The 15,661-nt window shown below is 61.0% G+C and carries 12 protein-coding genes and 3 tRNA genes; 8 read left to right on the plus strand and 7 right to left on the minus strand.

What is annotated here, in order from left to right:
* Positions 1-160: 160 nt before the first annotated feature.
* Positions 161-592, plus strand: coding sequence for a YhcB family protein (locus tag NA645_RS08315; RefSeq protein WP_256048408.1), 432 nt, complete (start codon positions 161-163; stop codon positions 590-592).
* Between the two features lie 39 nt (positions 593-631).
* On the opposite strand, the gene nadC is transcribed toward NA645_RS08315, so the two are convergent.
* The gene (nadC, locus tag NA645_RS08320) at positions 632-1,480 is read right to left on the minus strand and encodes a carboxylating nicotinate-nucleotide diphosphorylase (protein WP_256048409.1); all 849 of its coding nucleotides are present in this window, start codon (positions 1,478-1,480) and stop codon (positions 632-634) included.
* A gap of 337 nt (positions 1,481-1,817) precedes the next feature.
* Between nadC and NA645_RS08325 the strand changes: the two genes are divergently transcribed.
* The 3 genes from NA645_RS08325 to NA645_RS08335 all read left to right on the plus strand — a co-directional run bounded on the left by NA645_RS08325 (position 1,818) and on the right by NA645_RS08335 (position 5,793).
* Positions 1,818-4,112, plus strand: a complete 2,295-nt coding sequence (locus NA645_RS08325; RefSeq protein ID WP_256048410.1) for a DUF1631 domain-containing protein — start codon at positions 1,818-1,820, stop codon at positions 4,110-4,112.
* Between the two features lie 160 nt (positions 4,113-4,272).
* On the plus strand, positions 4,273-4,446 hold the full coding sequence (locus tag NA645_RS08330) for a DUF3094 family protein (RefSeq protein WP_256048411.1): 174 nt from the start codon (positions 4,273-4,275) through the stop codon (positions 4,444-4,446).
* A gap of 51 nt (positions 4,447-4,497) precedes the next feature.
* A complete protein-coding gene (locus NA645_RS08335; protein ID WP_256048412.1) occupies positions 4,498-5,793 on the plus strand; it encodes an NAD(P)/FAD-dependent oxidoreductase in 1,296 nt (431 codons plus the stop codon).
* A 299-nt stretch (positions 5,794-6,092) separates the two neighbouring features.
* Here NA645_RS08335 and NA645_RS08340 read toward each other — a convergent pair.
* The 6 genes from NA645_RS08340 to rluD form a co-directional block, all read right to left on the minus strand.
* Positions 6,093-6,168: transfer RNA gene (locus NA645_RS08340), tRNA-Lys, on the minus strand.
* 5 nt (positions 6,169-6,173) lie between these two features.
* Positions 6,174-6,250: transfer RNA gene (locus tag NA645_RS08345), tRNA-Pro, on the minus strand.
* A gap of 9 nt (positions 6,251-6,259) precedes the next feature.
* Positions 6,260-6,335: transfer RNA gene (locus NA645_RS08350), tRNA-Asn, on the minus strand.
* A gap of 212 nt (positions 6,336-6,547) precedes the next feature.
* A complete protein-coding gene (gene clpB, locus NA645_RS08355) occupies positions 6,548-9,118 on the minus strand; it encodes an ATP-dependent chaperone ClpB (RefSeq protein ID WP_256048413.1) in 2,571 nt (856 codons plus the stop codon).
* Between the two features lie 192 nt (positions 9,119-9,310).
* The gene (gene pgeF / locus NA645_RS08360) at positions 9,311-10,048 is read right to left on the minus strand and encodes a peptidoglycan editing factor PgeF (protein ID WP_256048414.1); all 738 of its coding nucleotides are present in this window, start codon (positions 10,046-10,048) and stop codon (positions 9,311-9,313) included.
* Positions 10,045-11,019: a 23S rRNA pseudouridine(1911/1915/1917) synthase RluD gene (gene rluD / locus NA645_RS08365; protein WP_256048415.1), complete on the minus strand. Its 975-nt coding sequence runs from the start codon at positions 11,017-11,019 to the stop codon at positions 10,045-10,047. The genes pgeF and rluD overlap by 4 nt, the downstream gene beginning before the upstream one ends.
* Positions 11,020-11,294: 275 nt before the next feature.
* On the opposite strand from rluD, the gene NA645_RS08370 reads away from it, so the two are divergent.
* The 4 genes from NA645_RS08370 to NA645_RS08385 all read left to right on the plus strand — a co-directional run bounded on the left by NA645_RS08370 (position 11,295) and on the right by NA645_RS08385 (position 15,648).
* Positions 11,295-12,302, plus strand: a complete 1,008-nt coding sequence (locus tag NA645_RS08370; RefSeq protein WP_256048416.1) for an outer membrane protein assembly factor BamD — start codon at positions 11,295-11,297, stop codon at positions 12,300-12,302.
* An 87-nt stretch (positions 12,303-12,389) separates the two neighbouring features.
* Entirely contained in the window at positions 12,390-12,626 is a 237-nt protein-coding gene (locus NA645_RS08375; protein WP_256048417.1) for a PP0621 family protein, read from the plus strand.
* Positions 12,616-14,208: a sensor histidine kinase gene (locus tag NA645_RS08380; RefSeq protein WP_256048418.1), complete on the plus strand. Its 1,593-nt coding sequence runs from the start codon at positions 12,616-12,618 to the stop codon at positions 14,206-14,208. The genes NA645_RS08375 and NA645_RS08380 overlap by 11 nt, the downstream gene beginning before the upstream one ends.
* A 99-nt stretch (positions 14,209-14,307) precedes the next feature.
* Positions 14,308-15,648: a sigma-54-dependent transcriptional regulator gene (locus NA645_RS08385; RefSeq protein ID WP_256048419.1), complete on the plus strand. Its 1,341-nt coding sequence runs from the start codon at positions 14,308-14,310 to the stop codon at positions 15,646-15,648.
* The last annotated feature ends 13 nt before the right edge of the window (positions 15,649-15,661 follow it).

A 15,661-nucleotide genomic window follows, 5' to 3' on the forward strand; every position in this document is an offset into this window, starting at 1 on the left:
AGCGCAGGTACGAGACGTTAACGTATCAGGCCGTGGGAAAACCACCGCACAGCAGTTGATAGGGCGGTGCAGAGCACCGGATGTCTGCTGCGTCCGGCATCTCACCATCACACAGTTTTCGCTGCCGAACAGCACAGCCGTTTATATAGAGGAAGTACTCGTGGAACAGACCCTCGCGACCTGGTTGCTCCCGATCGTTGGCGTGATTGCCGGCATCGTCATTGGATATCTGATCGCGCGCAACAGCGCACCGAATAACACGCAGCGTCAGGTGGATGAATTGCAGGAGCGCCTCGATACCTATCAGAGCGAAGTGGTCACGCATTTCAATACGACTGCCAGCCTGCTGCGCAAGCTGACCAACAGCTACCAGGACATGCAGAATCATCTATCCGAAGGCGCCGACAAACTCGCGCTCGACGAACAAACCCGTCAGCGTCTGCTCGCCGCGTTGCATAGCGAGGAAAGCCATAGCCACCGGGAGCGCCTGAGCTCACCGGCATTTACCGAGCCGCCGAAGGACTACGCGCCTAAAGACGGCGACACGCCCGGCACGCTGAACGAAAACTTCGGCCTGAAAAGCCGGCATTGACTCTAAGGCGGCACGTCTCGCGTGCCGCTCCCTCACGCGCTACTGCTTCAGACGCATCGACAGATCGATCGCCCGCACATGCTTGGTCAGCGCACCGATTGAAATATAGTCCACACCGGTTTCGGCAATCGCACGTAGCGTCTCGTCATCGATGCCACCCGATGCCTCCAGCTTTGCCCGCCCCGCCGCGATGCCTACCGCAGCTCTCATGTCCGCCAGGCTCAACTCGTCGAGCATCACGATATCGGCGCCTGCGCGCAGCGCCTGCTCCAGCTCGTCAAGATTCTCGACCTCCACCTCTACCGGCTTGCCCGGCGCGATGCGATGGGCCGCAGCAACGGCTTCGACGATTCCACCACAGGCGGCGATATGGTTTTCCTTGATCAGGAACGCGTCGTACAGGCCGATTCGATGGTTATGGCAACCGCCGCACGTCACCGCATATTTCTGTGCCAGGCGCAGGCCCGGAAGAGTTTTACGCGTATCGAGCAGGCGGACCCCGGTACCCTCGACCAGATCCGCGTAATGCCGACAGCGCGTCGCGACGCCGGACAGCGTCTGAAGAAAATTCAGCGCCGCACGCTCGCCACTGAGCAAGGCGCGCGCAGGCCCCTCGAGATGAAAAAGAACCTGATCGGCCGCGACCTGCTCGCCATCGGCCACATGCCAATGAACCGCCACCCGTGGATCCAGCTGCCGAAACACGGCATCGACCCAGGCCGTGCCACTGATTACCGCAGCCTCACGCGTGATGACCGAGGCATACGCGAGCCGTTCGGCAGGGATCAATTGAGCCGTGATGTCACCGGTACCGACGTCTTCTGTCAGCGCTTTACGCACATTGGTTTCGATTTCGGCGGAAAGGTCCGCAAGAGTGATATTGGTCACGACGGGCTCCCATTGAATTCGACGAGAGTATACGGCGTCGCCCCTTCACGACGCAGCATAGAGCCGTTTGCCAGCATAATTCCCGTTGGGCAGCCGTGCCTGGACTAATGCCTTTCCGACCGCTTGTAGGAATTTCGGGAAGTATCTGTGAGCCGCATCATGTCCAAGGCAAAACCGCGCTAGGCTAATAAATAAGATGCATGTAATGTCTCCGTTAATTGGCGCCACCAAAATGGCGGCCATTGGCCATGACTGACAAATCGTTGCCCCTGCCTATTAACAGCGGCATGCTACGGGTTGTTGAGCGCTTGTATCAGCAGGCGACCGGAGAGTCTCGATGCGAACCGATGCGAAAGTGGTGCACCTGAAGGCCGCCCCTGAGCAAAAGCAGACCTCACCGACAGGCAGGTTGCCCGTCGCGCTCATCAGCGTCCGCGATAAAGCAGCTCAGCAGCTACGTTCGGCATTGCAAACGCTGTTCGACAACGCTGACGACTCGCTCTTCGAAATCGCAGACCGCGCTACCAGCAACGCCGAACAGAACGCATTCTTCGAAGCCATGCGCGATCTGCGAATGAAGCGCCGCGGCATCGAGCGCAGCTTTCTGCAGCAGGTTTTCGAATCCTTCTCCAAGCTCAATCAGTACGAAATCGGAAAACCCGCGCCCCAGGAAGCGTCTTTCGAAAGCTTGGCGCTGGTGCAGAACGACGAACTGGAAGAGTCGGTTGCGATCGACACCATGGTCGCCAAGGTAATGAGCCGCACCACCCAGCCGCTCAGCCATCTCACCACACGCATGAATGTTCTGGTCAGCAGGAAGCTGGACGACAAGAGCAACCCGCTTGGCCCACAGCAGCTATGCGAATACTTTCTTGAGGCCTGCCGCAACCTGGGCGTCGAGATCAAGGTCAAGCTGATCATTCTCAAGCTGTTCGAGCGTTACGTGCTGACGGACCTCGAACAGCTTTACGCCGAATCGAACCAGACCCTGGTCGCAGCAGGCGTTCTGCCGGAACTGCAGTCCAGCCCGCCGCGCCGCGCGCCCAGCCGCCCGAACGCACAGGAAGGCAGCACACAACGATCACTGGGCCCAGGCTTCAGTCAATCGCCCACATACTCAGATGACAGCGCTCACGAAGCGTTTGGCGCGCTCCAGACTCTGCTTTCGGAACTGCGCGGAAGCGCACTGCCCGCCCGCAACCTGCCTAGCGATGCCATTCCGATTTCCAGCAATGACTTGATGCGGCTGCTTTCGCATCTCCAGTCTCGCGCCCCACAGCAGATCGATGAATACGATCTGCAGGGCCAGCTCGAGCAGCTCTTGCAACGCGTCAGCGCCAAGAGCGGTAAATCTCGTGTGGTTGGAGAGGTCGACGAAGACGTCATCAATCTGGTGTCGATGCTGTTCGAGTTCATCCTCGACGACCGCACCCTGCCCGACTCGCTCAAAGCGCTGATCGGTCGATTGCAGATTCCGGTTCTGAAAGTTGCCGTTCTGGACAAGACCTTCTTCAGTCGCGGCAGCCACCCCGCCCGCCGCCTGCTCAACGAGATCGCCTCGGCCGCCATGGGCTGGGTCGATCAGGACGAAGCGCAGCGCGACAGCCTGTATCAGAAGATCGAGCAGATCGTGGCTCGCCTGCTGAATGACTTCGTCGACGATCCTGCCATTTTCTCCGAATTGCTTGCCGACTTCCTCGCTTTCACAGGAGACGAGCGCCGTCGCAGCGAGCTGCTTGAGCAGCGCACGCGAGACGCCGAAGAAGGACGCGCCAAGGCCGAAATGGCCCGCCAGGAAGTGGAGCATGCTCTCAACGAACGCCTGCTCGGCAGAACTCTCCCCGAAGTAGTCGTCCGGCTACTGCAGGAAGCATGGAGCAAGGTTTTGTTGTTGACCTGCCTGAAAAACGGCACTCAATCCGAGCAATGGCGGGACGCCTTAGCGACGATGGACGACCTGATCTGGAGCGTTACGCCTCACGAGGATCCAGCGTCCCGGGAAAGGCTGCTCGAGCTGGTTCCGAGCCTTCTGAAGAACCTTCGTGAGGGCCTGGTCAGCGCAGCATTCGACCCCTTCTCCACCAGCGATTTCTTCACCCAACTCGAAGCGCTGCATGTCCAGACCTTGCAGCAGCTGAACCAGCCTGCGGCTCAGCCGACTCCGACCAACGCCCCGCTCGCGCACGGTGAGATCATCACCGAACCGAAGCTGGAACTGCCGCCGCGCGATGAATACCCCGCCGAAGCCCCCACCACGGCGATGGTCGAGGTCAGCGAGGAAATCGTGCTGTTGGCGCCTGGTGAAAGCAGGGAAAAGGAACCCGAGATAAACCTGGCGGACAATGATGAAGCGCTGATACAGGTCGATAATCTTCGGGTCGGTAGCTGGGTAGAATTTCAGGAAGACGAGGACCACAAGCTACGTTGCAAGCTGGCCGCGGTGATCAAGCCCACCGGCAAATATATCTTCGTCAACCGCACCGGCATGAAGGTTCTGGAAAAGACTCGCATGGGGCTCGCCACAGAGTTCCGTCGCGGCGCAATCCGCTTACTCAACGATGCCCTGCTTTTCGATCGCGCACTGGAATCGGTGATCGGAAACCTTCGCAGCCTGAAGAGCAGCGGGCGCTAAGTGCAACCGGCGTGTCGGCTGAGGCCTGCATGCGCTCCTTTCGTTGTCCGCAGCTGCATCACACAGCCTCCGTCCCGCTTCGATACCCGCCCTCATTTGTCGCCGCGCTTGGCATTTGCCGTCGCGCCGCTAGAATGCCCGCATATCCTTCGAGGTGCGTATGCCCAGCCGCCTGAACCCCGACGACCAAAAACGCGTTGACCAATACCTCAGCGCGCCACAGCACCAAGTCGAGCGCCGCCCCTTTCGGCCCTGGCTGCTCCTTGCGCTGATACTCGTCACGGTCATCGGCCTGGGCTTATTGAGCCGCCTCCTCAGCCGCCTGGTGTCATGAGTAGCGCCCAGATGAGCGACCGAATTCCGCAAAGCCTTATGAGTCCATCCCATGACACACCGTATCGTAATCGTCGGCGGCGGCGCCGGCGGCCTGGAGCTTGCCACCCGCCTGGGTAGAACATTGGGTAAGCGCCGCAAGGCGCGCATCACCCTGATCGACGCCAATCTGACGCATATCTGGAAGCCACTGCTGCATGAGGTCGCTGCCGGCTCGCTGAACTCGTCCGCCGATGAGCTCAATTATGTCGCACAAGCCAAATGGAACCATTTCGAGTTCCAGCTCGGCCGTATGAGCGGTCTTGAGCGGGAGCGCAAATGCGTACACCTTGCCGCCTCGCTCGACGAACACGGCGCCGTGCTGGTACCGGCTCGCACGCTCAGCTACGACACCCTGGTGATCGCGGTTGGTAGCACTACCAATGACTTCGGCACCAAAGGCGCAGCCGAACACTGCATTTTCCTCGACACCCGTGAGCAGGCTGAGCGCTTTCACCGCCGCCTGCTCAGCCACTACATGCACGCCCACGCCAGCGAAGGCCGCCACGGCACGATCAACATGGCGATCGTCGGCGCGGGCGCTACCGGGGTAGAACTCGCCGCCGAGCTCCACCATGCCGCGCGCGAACTCGCCGCCTACGGCCTGGATGGCATCAAACCGGAAAATGTCCATATCACGCTTATCGAGGCTGGCCCGAGGGTTCTGCCGGCGCTGCCGGAGCGCATCAGCCAACCTGTATATCAGACGCTACAGAACCTGGGCGTGACCGTGCTGACCAACGCTGCCGTGAGCGAGGTAACCGAGGAAGGTCTGCATACCAACAATGGCGACTTTATAGCGGCGACCCTGAAAGTCTGGGCGGCCGGTATCCGAGCGCCGAGCTTTCTGCACGAAATCGGCGGCCTGGAAACCAACCGGATCAATCAGCTGCAAGTGTTGCCGACCCTGCAAACCACCCGCGACGAAAATATATTCGCCTTCGGCGACTGCGCCGCATGCCCGCAGCAGGACAGCGACCGCAACGTACCGCCGCGCGCACAGGCCGCGCACCAGCAAGCCTCGCTGCTCGCCAAATCCATCGCTCGCCGCTTGGAGGGCCAAAGCCTGCCGAGCTACCGCTACCGTGATTACGGCTCGCTGATTTCGCTCTCGAGCTTCTCTGCGGTCGGCAATCTGATGGGCAATCTCACGGGCAACGTCATGCTCGAGGGCTGGCTGGCGCGGATGTTCTATGTCTCGTTATACCGAATGCATCAGATCGCACTGTATGGAGTGGCTCGTACCACGCTGATGATGATCGGTGACAAGCTCAGCACCAGTACCGTACCGCGCCTGAAACTGCACTGAAGCTCATGCCCATGGGTCTGTTCCCGCTCGGCGCGAGCATGACTCATGGCGCCACTTCCCGACTGCCGACGCAGCAGGGCCTCGCCTAATCGAAGAGCAGCGTGCGGGCTAGCGATAGCCCGCAGTGCGTCGCCAATATATGCGTAAGGCCACAATTTACGGCCGCGATTTGAGCTGGATAGCGAGTCGCCCGTTCGCGAGCAAGCTCGCCCCTGCAAGTGACCTTCGATAAACGCGCACAAGAAAAAGCCGGAAGACCCTCGCGGCTCTTCCGGCTCTCGTGCGCCTTCGGCGCGATTTGGTGGGTCGTGTAGGATTCGAACCTACGACCAATTGGTTAAAAGCCAACTGCTCTACCAACTGAGCTAACGACCCAAAAATGGTCGGGGTAGGGGGATTCGAACTCCCGACATCCTGCTCCCAAAGCAGGCGCGCTACCGGACTGCGCTATACCCCGATTGGAAATTGGCTCCGCGACCTGGACTCGAACCAGGGACCCAATGATTAACAGTCATTTGCTCTACCGACTGAGCTATCGCGGAACTATCATTTCCAGCTCTTCGGATGGTTCGCTGTGACGCTTTGCAAACCCCCCTCAGAGGCGCGCCATTTTACGGTTCTCGACGCGCCTGTCAACAGAAAAATGCGATTTACTACAACGCGTTGCGAGCCCAGCCGACTCGCGACGAGCGACACCCAAGCCTTGCCGCAATATCGACAGAGCCACCTTGGTTGGGTGGCCCTGCCGCAGATCTCAAGCCTTGGCGAAGCGAATCTCATCGCCCTCCACTTTGCCGGTTATGCTGGTCCCCGGCTCGAATGCGCCAGAAAGGATGTCCTGAGCGAGTGGGTTTTCGATCCAGCGCTGGATGGCGCGCTTCAGGGGCCGCGCCCCATAGACCGGGTCGTAGCCAACAGCGACCAGCTTGCTCATCGCCTCGTCGCTGAGCTCCAGGCTCAACTCGCGCTCAGCCAGACGCTGCCGCAAGCGGCCCAGCTGAATCTGAGCGATACCCGCGATTTGCTCGCGCGCCAGAGGATCGAACACCACCACTTCATCGATGCGGTTGATGAATTCCGGCCGGAAATGGCTGCTTACCGCGTCCATGACCGCCGCCCGCTGCGCATCGGGGTCACCCACCAGATCCTGGATCTGGCTCGATCCCAGATTCGAAGTCATCACGATTACCGTGTTGCGGAAATCCACCGTACGCCCGTGGCTGTCGGTCAAACGACCATCCTCAAGCACTTGCAGAAGAATGTTGAAGACGTCCGGGTGAGCCTTTTCGACCTCATCCAACAGCACCACGGAGTACGGTTTGCGACGGACCGCTTCGGTCAGGTAACCGCCCTCTTCGTACCCCACATAGCCCGGCGGGGCACCGATCAGCCGCGCCACCGAATGCTTTTCCATGAACTCCGACATGTCGATGCGGATCATCGCCTCCTCGGTATCGAAGAGGAATTCGGCCAGCGCCTTGCACAACTCGGTCTTGCCCACGCCGGTCGGGCCAAGGAACAGGAAGGAACCGCTGGGACGATTCGGATCTGCCAGTCCGGCGCGCGAACGACGCACCGCGTTGGCGACCGAAACCACTGCCTCGTGCTGCCCGATTACGCGCTGATGCAGCAGGTCCTCCATCTTGAGCAACTTCTCGCGCTCACCTTCGAGCATCTTAGAGACCGGGATACCGGTCCATTTCGAGACGACCTCAGCGATCTCTTCATCGGTCACCTTGTTGCGCAGCAACTGATTCTCCGCCTTGCCGTGCTGGTCGACCATCTGCAGGCTGCGCTCCAGATCCGGAATGATGCCGTACTGCAGTTCGGCCATACGCGCCAGGTCGCCCTTGCGTCGTGCGGCTTCGAGTTCGGCCTTGGCCTGCTCGATCCTTTGATGCATCTGGGCGGAGCCCTGCACCTCGGCTTTTTCCGATTTCCAGATTTCTTCGAGATCGGCGTATTCGCGCTCCAGCTTGACGATTTCCTCGTCGAGTTTGGCCAGGCGCTTGCGGGTCGCCTCGTCATCTTCGTTCTTCAGCGCCTCGCGTTCGATCTTCAGCTGGATCAGGCGCCGATCGAGGCGATCCAACTCCTCAGGCTTGGAGTCGATCTCCATGCGAATGCGGCTACCTGCCTCGTCGATCAGGTCGATGGCCTTGTCCGGCAGTTGCCGATCAGTGATGTAGCGGTGCGACAGCTTCGCGGCGGCGATGATCGCGCCGTCGGTGATGGATACGCCGTGATGCACCTCGTAGCGCTCCTTCAGCCCGCGCAGGATGGCGATGGTGTCTTCTTCGCTTGGCTCATCGACCTGAACGCGCTGAAAGCGCCGCTCCAGTGCGGCATCCTTCTCGATGTACTGGCGATACTCGTCCAGCGTGGTGGCGCCGACGCAATGCAGCTCGCCACGCGCCAGCGCCGGCTTGAGCATGTTGCCGGCATCCATGGCGCCCTCGGCCTTGCCGGCGCCGACCATGGTGTGCAGCTCGTCGATGAACAGGATGACCCGGCCTTCCTGCTTGGACAGCTCGTTGAGCACGGCCTTGAGGCGCTCCTCGAATTCGCCGCGGAACTTGGCGCCAGCGATCAATGCGCCCATGTCCAGCGCCAGCAAGCGCTTGTCCTTGAGGCCGTCGGGCACCTCGCCGTTGACGATGCGCTGGGCCAGCCCCTCGACGATGGCGGTCTTGCCGACCCCAGGCTCACCGATGAGCACGGGGTTGTTCTTGGTACGCCGCTGCAGGACCTGGATGGTGCGACGGATTTCATCGTCGCGGCCGATTACCGGGTCGAGCTTGCCGTCTTCGGCGCGCCTGGTCATGTCGACGGTGTATTTATCCAGTGCCTGACGCGATTCCTCCACATTGGGGTCGTTGACCGCATCGCCACCGCGCAGGTTGGCGATAGCGTTTTCCAGGGCCTTCTTGCTTACACCTTGCGCCAGCAGCAACTTGCCCAGCCGGGTATTGCTGTCGAGTGCAGCGAGCAACACCAATTCGCTGGAAATGTACTGATCACCCTTCTGCTGCGCCAAGCGGTCGGCCTGGTTGAGCAGACGTGCCAGATCCTGCGACATGTTCATGTCACCCGTGGGGTTCTGCAGTTTGGGCAGCTGATCCAGCTCTTTGGTCAAGGCCTGGCGCAAGCCATTGATGTCAAACCCCACCTGCATCAGCAGCGACCTGATCGAACCGCCCTGCTGATCGAGCAGCGCCTGCATCAAATGCAACGGCTCGATGGAGGGGTGATCAAGACCGACGGCGATGGATTGGGCATCGGAGAGGGCAAGCTGCAGCTTGCTGGTCAAACGATCGATACGCATGTAGTCACCTTTCAGTAAGGCAGGCCGGCGCACTCAATCGCACCTCGAACGAAAGCCTGCGAGATGGAAACTTAGATGAGGCTGATTGTGAGAGATTCAAGCCGGATGAGGCTGATGCATGTCATGGCTGGGGCTGCAACTTGCCGGCTTGGGGTTGCCAGACGCGCCCTTGCAGCTCCAGCTTGCTGCTCTTTAGCCGTCAATCCAGACCAGGCTGGCGAAGCGTCCGGTACGAGCGGCCCGACGATAGGAATAGAAGCGAGGGTCAGTCACGGTACAAAAACCCCCACCGAAAACCCCGGTGACACCGCAGGCAGCAAGCCGGATGCGGGCGAGCTGATAGATATCGGCCATGTAGCGGCCTGCGTTGCGGCTGGGTACGAACGCTTCGGCTGCGATGGCATGCTGCATCGCGAACGCCTCACGCACCTCGGCGCCAACCTCGAATGCAGCAGGTCCGATCGCCGGGCCGAGCCAGGCCATCAACTGCGCATCTGACCCGCCCATCGCCGCCACGGTCGCCTCCAGCACGCCGCCGGCCAATCCGCGCCAGCCGGCATGCGCGGCCGCTACCCGGGTCCCGCCGAGGTTGCAGAACAACACAGGCAGGCAATCGGCGGTCAGTACAGCGCTGGCGATACCCGGTGCGCCCGTCCAGCTGGCATCGGCGACGGGACAGGCATTCGGATCAGCCTCGACCACGCTACTCGAATGCACCTGGCTCATCCAGGCCGGCTGGCAACCGAGCAGCTGCTGCAAGCGCTGCCGATTTGCAGCCACAGCGACCGGATCATCGTCGACGTGATCACCCAGATTGAAGCTGTCGAAAGGCGCCTGACTCGCCCCACCGTTGCGGGTGGTGACACAGGCCCGCACGTGCTGCGGGGCCGGCCAGTCGGGGACGATCCAGTCGCCAGGCCAGTCGCTCACCCGACGAACGCCTCGCGGTCCTGCTGCAGCAGCGTCAGCAACCAGACGAAATCATCCGGCAACGGCGATTCCCATTTCAGCCGCTCACCACTAACCGGATGGTCCAGCTCGAGAAACCGCGCGTGCAGCGCCTGTCGCGGGAAATCGCGTAGCGTCTGCACCATGGTCGGGTTCGCCGCCGGGGGAATACGGAAGCGCCCGCTATACAGGGGGTCGCCCACCAGCGGATAGCCGATATGGGTCATATGCACGCGAATCTGGTGGGTGCGCCCGGTTTCCAGCTTGACCCGGACATGGGTATGCGAACGGAAGCGCTCCAGCACTCGATAGTGGCTGACGGCGGGCTTGCCGCCTTCGACCACCGCCATGCGTTGGCGCTGCTGGCCGTGCCGGCCGATGGGCGCATCGACAGTACCACCGGTGATGACCACGCCAATGACGATGGCTTCGTAGATGCGGCTGACACTGCGCGCCTGCAGCTGCTCGACCAGGCGCGTCTGCGCCTGCAGCGTCTTGGCGACTACCATCAGCCCCGTCGTGTCCTTGTCCAGACGATGCACGATGCCGGCGCGCGGCACATTGATCAGATCCGGCACATGGTGCAGCAGTGCATTGAGCAGCGTGCCATCGGCATGCCCTGCCGCGGGATGCACCACTAGACCAGACGGTTTGTTCAGCACCAGGATGTGCTCGTCCTCGAAGACGATATCCAGGGGAATATCCTGCGCCACCCACTCGCCCTGAGCCTGTTGCTCGGCGGAAAGCTCCAGAACCGCGCCCGCATGCACAGTGTCGCGGGGGCGTAACGCGGCGCCGTCTACCGTCAGCCGCCCGTCCTTGATCCAGGCAGCGAGGCGCGAACGGGAATGTTCCGAAAAAAGCTGAGCCGCGACCTGATCGAGGCGCTGCCCGCCGAGGTCGAACGGCACCTCGGCGCGAAGGTGAATGGCCTGAGTCGAGATCGTGGACATAATTAAGGGCGCTTCATAAGGAGGGAAAAGGCAAGGGTGCGGCAGTTAGGCCAGCCTGACGAGCAATTATCGACCGGGTGCCGCCAAGGGCCAATGCAAAAGCTGGCTGACGTACAAGAAGAGCCGACCTGTGGATAGCGACGCAGGCGGAGCCTTTGGTTTCGGCAACACGCTTGTGTTTAAATACGGCGTCTTTGTCCCGGCCAGCCGGGGCGCTCATCATAACAGGACGGCTCAGCGCGAGACAGCCAGCCGTCACAGGGACGCAAGCCGCCATGCAAGTGAAACACCTGCTGCTGATCGCCATTTTCGCCCTTACCGCTGCCTGCTCATCGAACGAAACCATCAGCGAAAACCTCGGCGAAGCGGAACTGTACCGGCAGGCACAGGCCGACCTGGACAACAAGAGCTATACCAGCGCCATCAACAAACTGAAGACCCTTGAGTCCCGCTATCCCTTCGGCCGCTTCGCCGAGCAGGCGCAGCTGGAACTGATCTACGCCTACTATCGCAATACCGAGCCCGAAGCCGCGCGCTCTTCGGCCGAACGTTTCATTCGCCTGCACCCGCAGCATCCGAGCGTCGATTACGCCTACTACCTGAAGGGCCTGGCCTCGTTCGACCAGGACCGTGGTCTGCTCGCACGCTTTCTGCCGCTGGACATGACCAAGCGTGATCCGGGTGCCGCACGCGATTCCTTCAACGAATTCGCACAACTGACCACCCGCTTCCCAAATAGTCGCTACGCCCCAGATGCGAAAGCACGCATGGTCTATCTGCGTAACCTGCTGGCGGCAAACGAAATCCATGTCGCCGACTACTACTTGCGTCGTCAGGCCTATGTCGCCGCGGCTAACCGCGGCCGTTACGTAGTGGAAAACTTCCAGGGCACGCCCGCTGTCGGTGATGGCTTGGCCGTCATGATTGAAGCCTACCAGCGCCTGGGACTCGACGACCTCGCTGGCACCAGCCTGGAAACACTGAAGCTCAACTACCCGCAGCATCCTAGCCTGGAAGACGGCGAGTTCGTGCCGCGCGAGGAAGAAGCCGACAACCGCGGCTGGTTGTCTCGCGCCACGCTTGGCCTGATCGAAACGGAAAACGAGGCTCCGGACAGCTCGCAATCCAACCGCGACGTCGTGCGCCAGTACGAAAATGCCGCACAGGATCTGCCTGACGAACTGCGCCCCGTCCTGCGGGAGGCAGAAGCCGAAGCGGAAAACGAGCAAGAAGGTAAAGGCCGCTCCTGGTGGAGTTATCTGACCTTCGGCCTATTCGACTAAGGCAGCCCGACGCCAGGACGTCCAACGTGCAAAACCACAGAACCTGCCAGAAGGCAGATCCGCACGCCTTAGCCAGGAAATAGCAACATGGGCCTGTTTCGTCTGTTGTTCTGGATCATTCTGATTGCTGCGGCGTTCTGGCTCTGGCGCCGCCTGACAAGCAAGCCGAAGGCGACCAGCAAACCGCAACAGACCACTGTGATGATGGTTCGCTGCGCTCACTGCGGCGTGCATCTGCCACGCGAGCAAGCGCTGCAGAACCATGATCAGTGGTACTGCAGCCAGGGACACCTGGAACAGGACAATCAGTCAGGTGGGAATTGAGCGCCTGACGTTTTTGGGCCACCAAGGCCAGCGAATCCTTCGCCTCTACCACCTCTATCGCGTCGCGATCGGCCTCGTGCTGGTGCTGCTCATCAGCAGTGATCTGCATAGCGACCTGATGCGCATGATCAACCCAGCGGCATTCCACTATGGCGCCTGGGCCTACCTGATACTCAACATTCTCATTGCCGTACTGCTGCAAAGCCCTAAGCGGGAGCTGCCGATTCTGGGCCTCGCCCTGCTGGACGTCGTGCTGCTCACGGCGTTGTTCTATTTTGCCGGCGGCACGCCCAGCGGGATCGGCAACCTGCTGATCGTCGCGGTCGCCATCGCCAACATACTGCTACATGGACGCATCGGTTTTTTCATCGCCGCGGTTGCCGCGACCGGGCTCATCTATCTGACGTTCTACCTCAGCCTCAGCGATCCCTCCACGGGCAGTCAATACGTCCAGGCCGCGGCGCTGGGCACGCTCTGCTTCGCCGCTGCGCTACTGGTGCAAGGTCTGACGCGGCGGCTGCAGGTCAGCGAAACCCTGGCACGCCAGCGCGCGGAGGAGGTCGCCAACCTCGAAGCGCTTAATGCACAGATCCTGCAGCGTATGCGCACCGGAATACTCGTGCTCGACCAAGCGGAACGCGTGCTGCTCGCCAATCAAGGTGCGCTCGACCTGCTTGGCCAACAATCACTGGCTGGAGAGCGACTGGCGCCACGCTGCCCGGACCTGATCAAAGGACTGCAACAATGGCGCGACAACCCAACCCTGCGCCCGCGCAATTTCAAGGCAACGCCCAATGGCGCCACGCTACAACCGAGCTTCGCCATCCTGCAGCACGGAGTGAAACAGGACACCCTGGTGTTTCTCGAGGACATCTCTCAGATCGCACAGAAAGCCCAGCAGCTCAAGCTCGCATCCCTTGGCCGCTTGACGGCAAGCATCGCCCACGAGATCCGCAACCCGCTCGGCGCAATCAGCCACGCCGCTCAGCTGCTGCAGGAATCAGAAGTTCTGGACGCGGCGGATCTGCGGCTCACGCAGATCATTCAGGACCATTCGCGGCGCATGAATCTGGTCATCGAAAACGTGCTGCAGCTGTCGCGCCGGCGCCAGGCCGAGCCTCAATTACTGGATCTGAAATACTGGGTGCATCGGTTCGCCAGCGAGTTTCGTGAGAATTTACCGCCCCATCAGCACGTGCACGTGGAAACCCGCGGCAGCTCGCTGCAGACCCGCATGGACCCGAACCAGCTGATCCAAGTGCTGACCAACCTCGTGCAGAACGGCCTTCGCTACAGCGGCCAGATGAACGATCAAGCACAGGTGTGGCTACAGCTGTTCCGCGACGAGTCCAGCGATCTGCCGGTGCTCGAAGTGCTCGACGATGGCCCAGGCGTACCAACCGACAAACTGCAAAATATTTTCGAGCCTTTTTTCACGACAGAGAACAAGGGCACGGGTCTGGGCCTCTATATCTCTCGAGAGCTATGCGAAAGCAACCAGGCTCGTCTGGACTACCGAGAACGAGCCGAGGGCGGCAGCTGCTTCCGTATCGTCTTCGCGCATCCGCGCAAGCTGACCTGACGAGGCGGCACGGGTCACACATCCGCCAGGTCGCGGTACAAAGCACGCGCTGTAGCGTTAACATTGCCGACTCCGCGCCACAACCGAAAGACCGAGACCATGACCGCCCGCCAGAAAGCGCTGATCATCGATGACGAACCCGATATCCGGGAACTCCTGGAGATCACCCTCGGGCGCATGAAGCTGGACACCCGCAGCGCCCGCAATCTCAAGGAAGCCCGCGAGTGCCTGGCGCGCGAGCATTACGACCTGTGTTTGACCGACATGCGCCTGCCCGATGGCTGCGGGCTTGAGATGGTGCAGTTCATCCAGCAACAGTATCCGCAACTTCCCGTGGCGATGATTACCGCCTACGGCAGCCTCGATACGGCCATCGGTGCGCTCAAAGCCGGTGCTTTCGACTTTCTCACCAAACCGGTCGACCTTGGCCGGCTACGGGAACTGGTCAACACGGCGCTGCGGCTGCGCGCGCCGAACCCCAATGATCTGAGCGTCGATAGCCGTCTGCTCGGCGCCTCGCCACCGATGAACGTGTTACGCAAACAGATCGGCAAACTGGCACGCAGTCAGGCGCCGGTCTACATCAGTGGTGAGTCCGGCAGTGGCAAGGAGTTGGTGGCGCGGCTGATCCATGAGCAAGGTCCGCGTCATGAGCGCCCGTTCGTTCCGGTCAACTGTGGCGCGATCCCATCGGAGCTGATGGAGAGCGAATTTTTCGGCCATAAGAAGGGCAGTTTCACGGGCGCGTTGGAAGATAAACCGGGCCTGTTCCAGGCAGCCGATGGCGGGACGTTGTTTCTCGACGAAGTGGCCGACCTACCCCTTCCGATGCAAGTGAAACTGCTGCGTGCGATTCAGGAAAAAGCCGTCCGCTCGGTCGGCGGCGCGAAAGAGGTTGTGGTGGACGTACGAATTCTCTGCGCCACCCACAAGGATCTCGCCAACGAAGTGGCGGCCGGCCGTTTCCGTCAGGACCTCTACTATCGGCTCAACGTCATCGAGCTGCGCGTACCCCCATTGCGGGAGCGCCGCGAAGACATCGCCCAATTGGCTGAGGCCATGCTCCGCCGTCTCGCCCGGGAATGCAACGACACGCCGGCGCGACTGCATCCCGACGCAGTGGCCAGACTGCAGAGCTATCGGTTTCCCGGTAACGTTCGCGAGCTGGAAAATATGCTGGAACGCGCCTACACGCTTTGCGAAGGCGATGAGATCAAGCCCAGCGATCTGCGCCTGGCAGACGCACCCGGCATGTCGGAAAACGGCGAAGCGAACCTCGCGCAAATCGACAACCTCGAAGACCACCTCGAGGATGTCGAACGCAAGCTGATCATGCAGGCGCTGGAAGAAACCCGCTGGAACCGCACCGCAGCCGCTCAACGGCTGGGCCTTTCGTTCCGCTCCATGCGTTATCGGTTGAAGAAGCTCGGGTTGGATTGACCGAAAGCTGGGG

The organism is Stutzerimonas stutzeri (assembly GCF_024448955.1).
GTDB classification, from domain to species: Bacteria; Pseudomonadota; Gammaproteobacteria; order Pseudomonadales; family Pseudomonadaceae; genus Stutzerimonas; species Stutzerimonas stutzeri_AQ.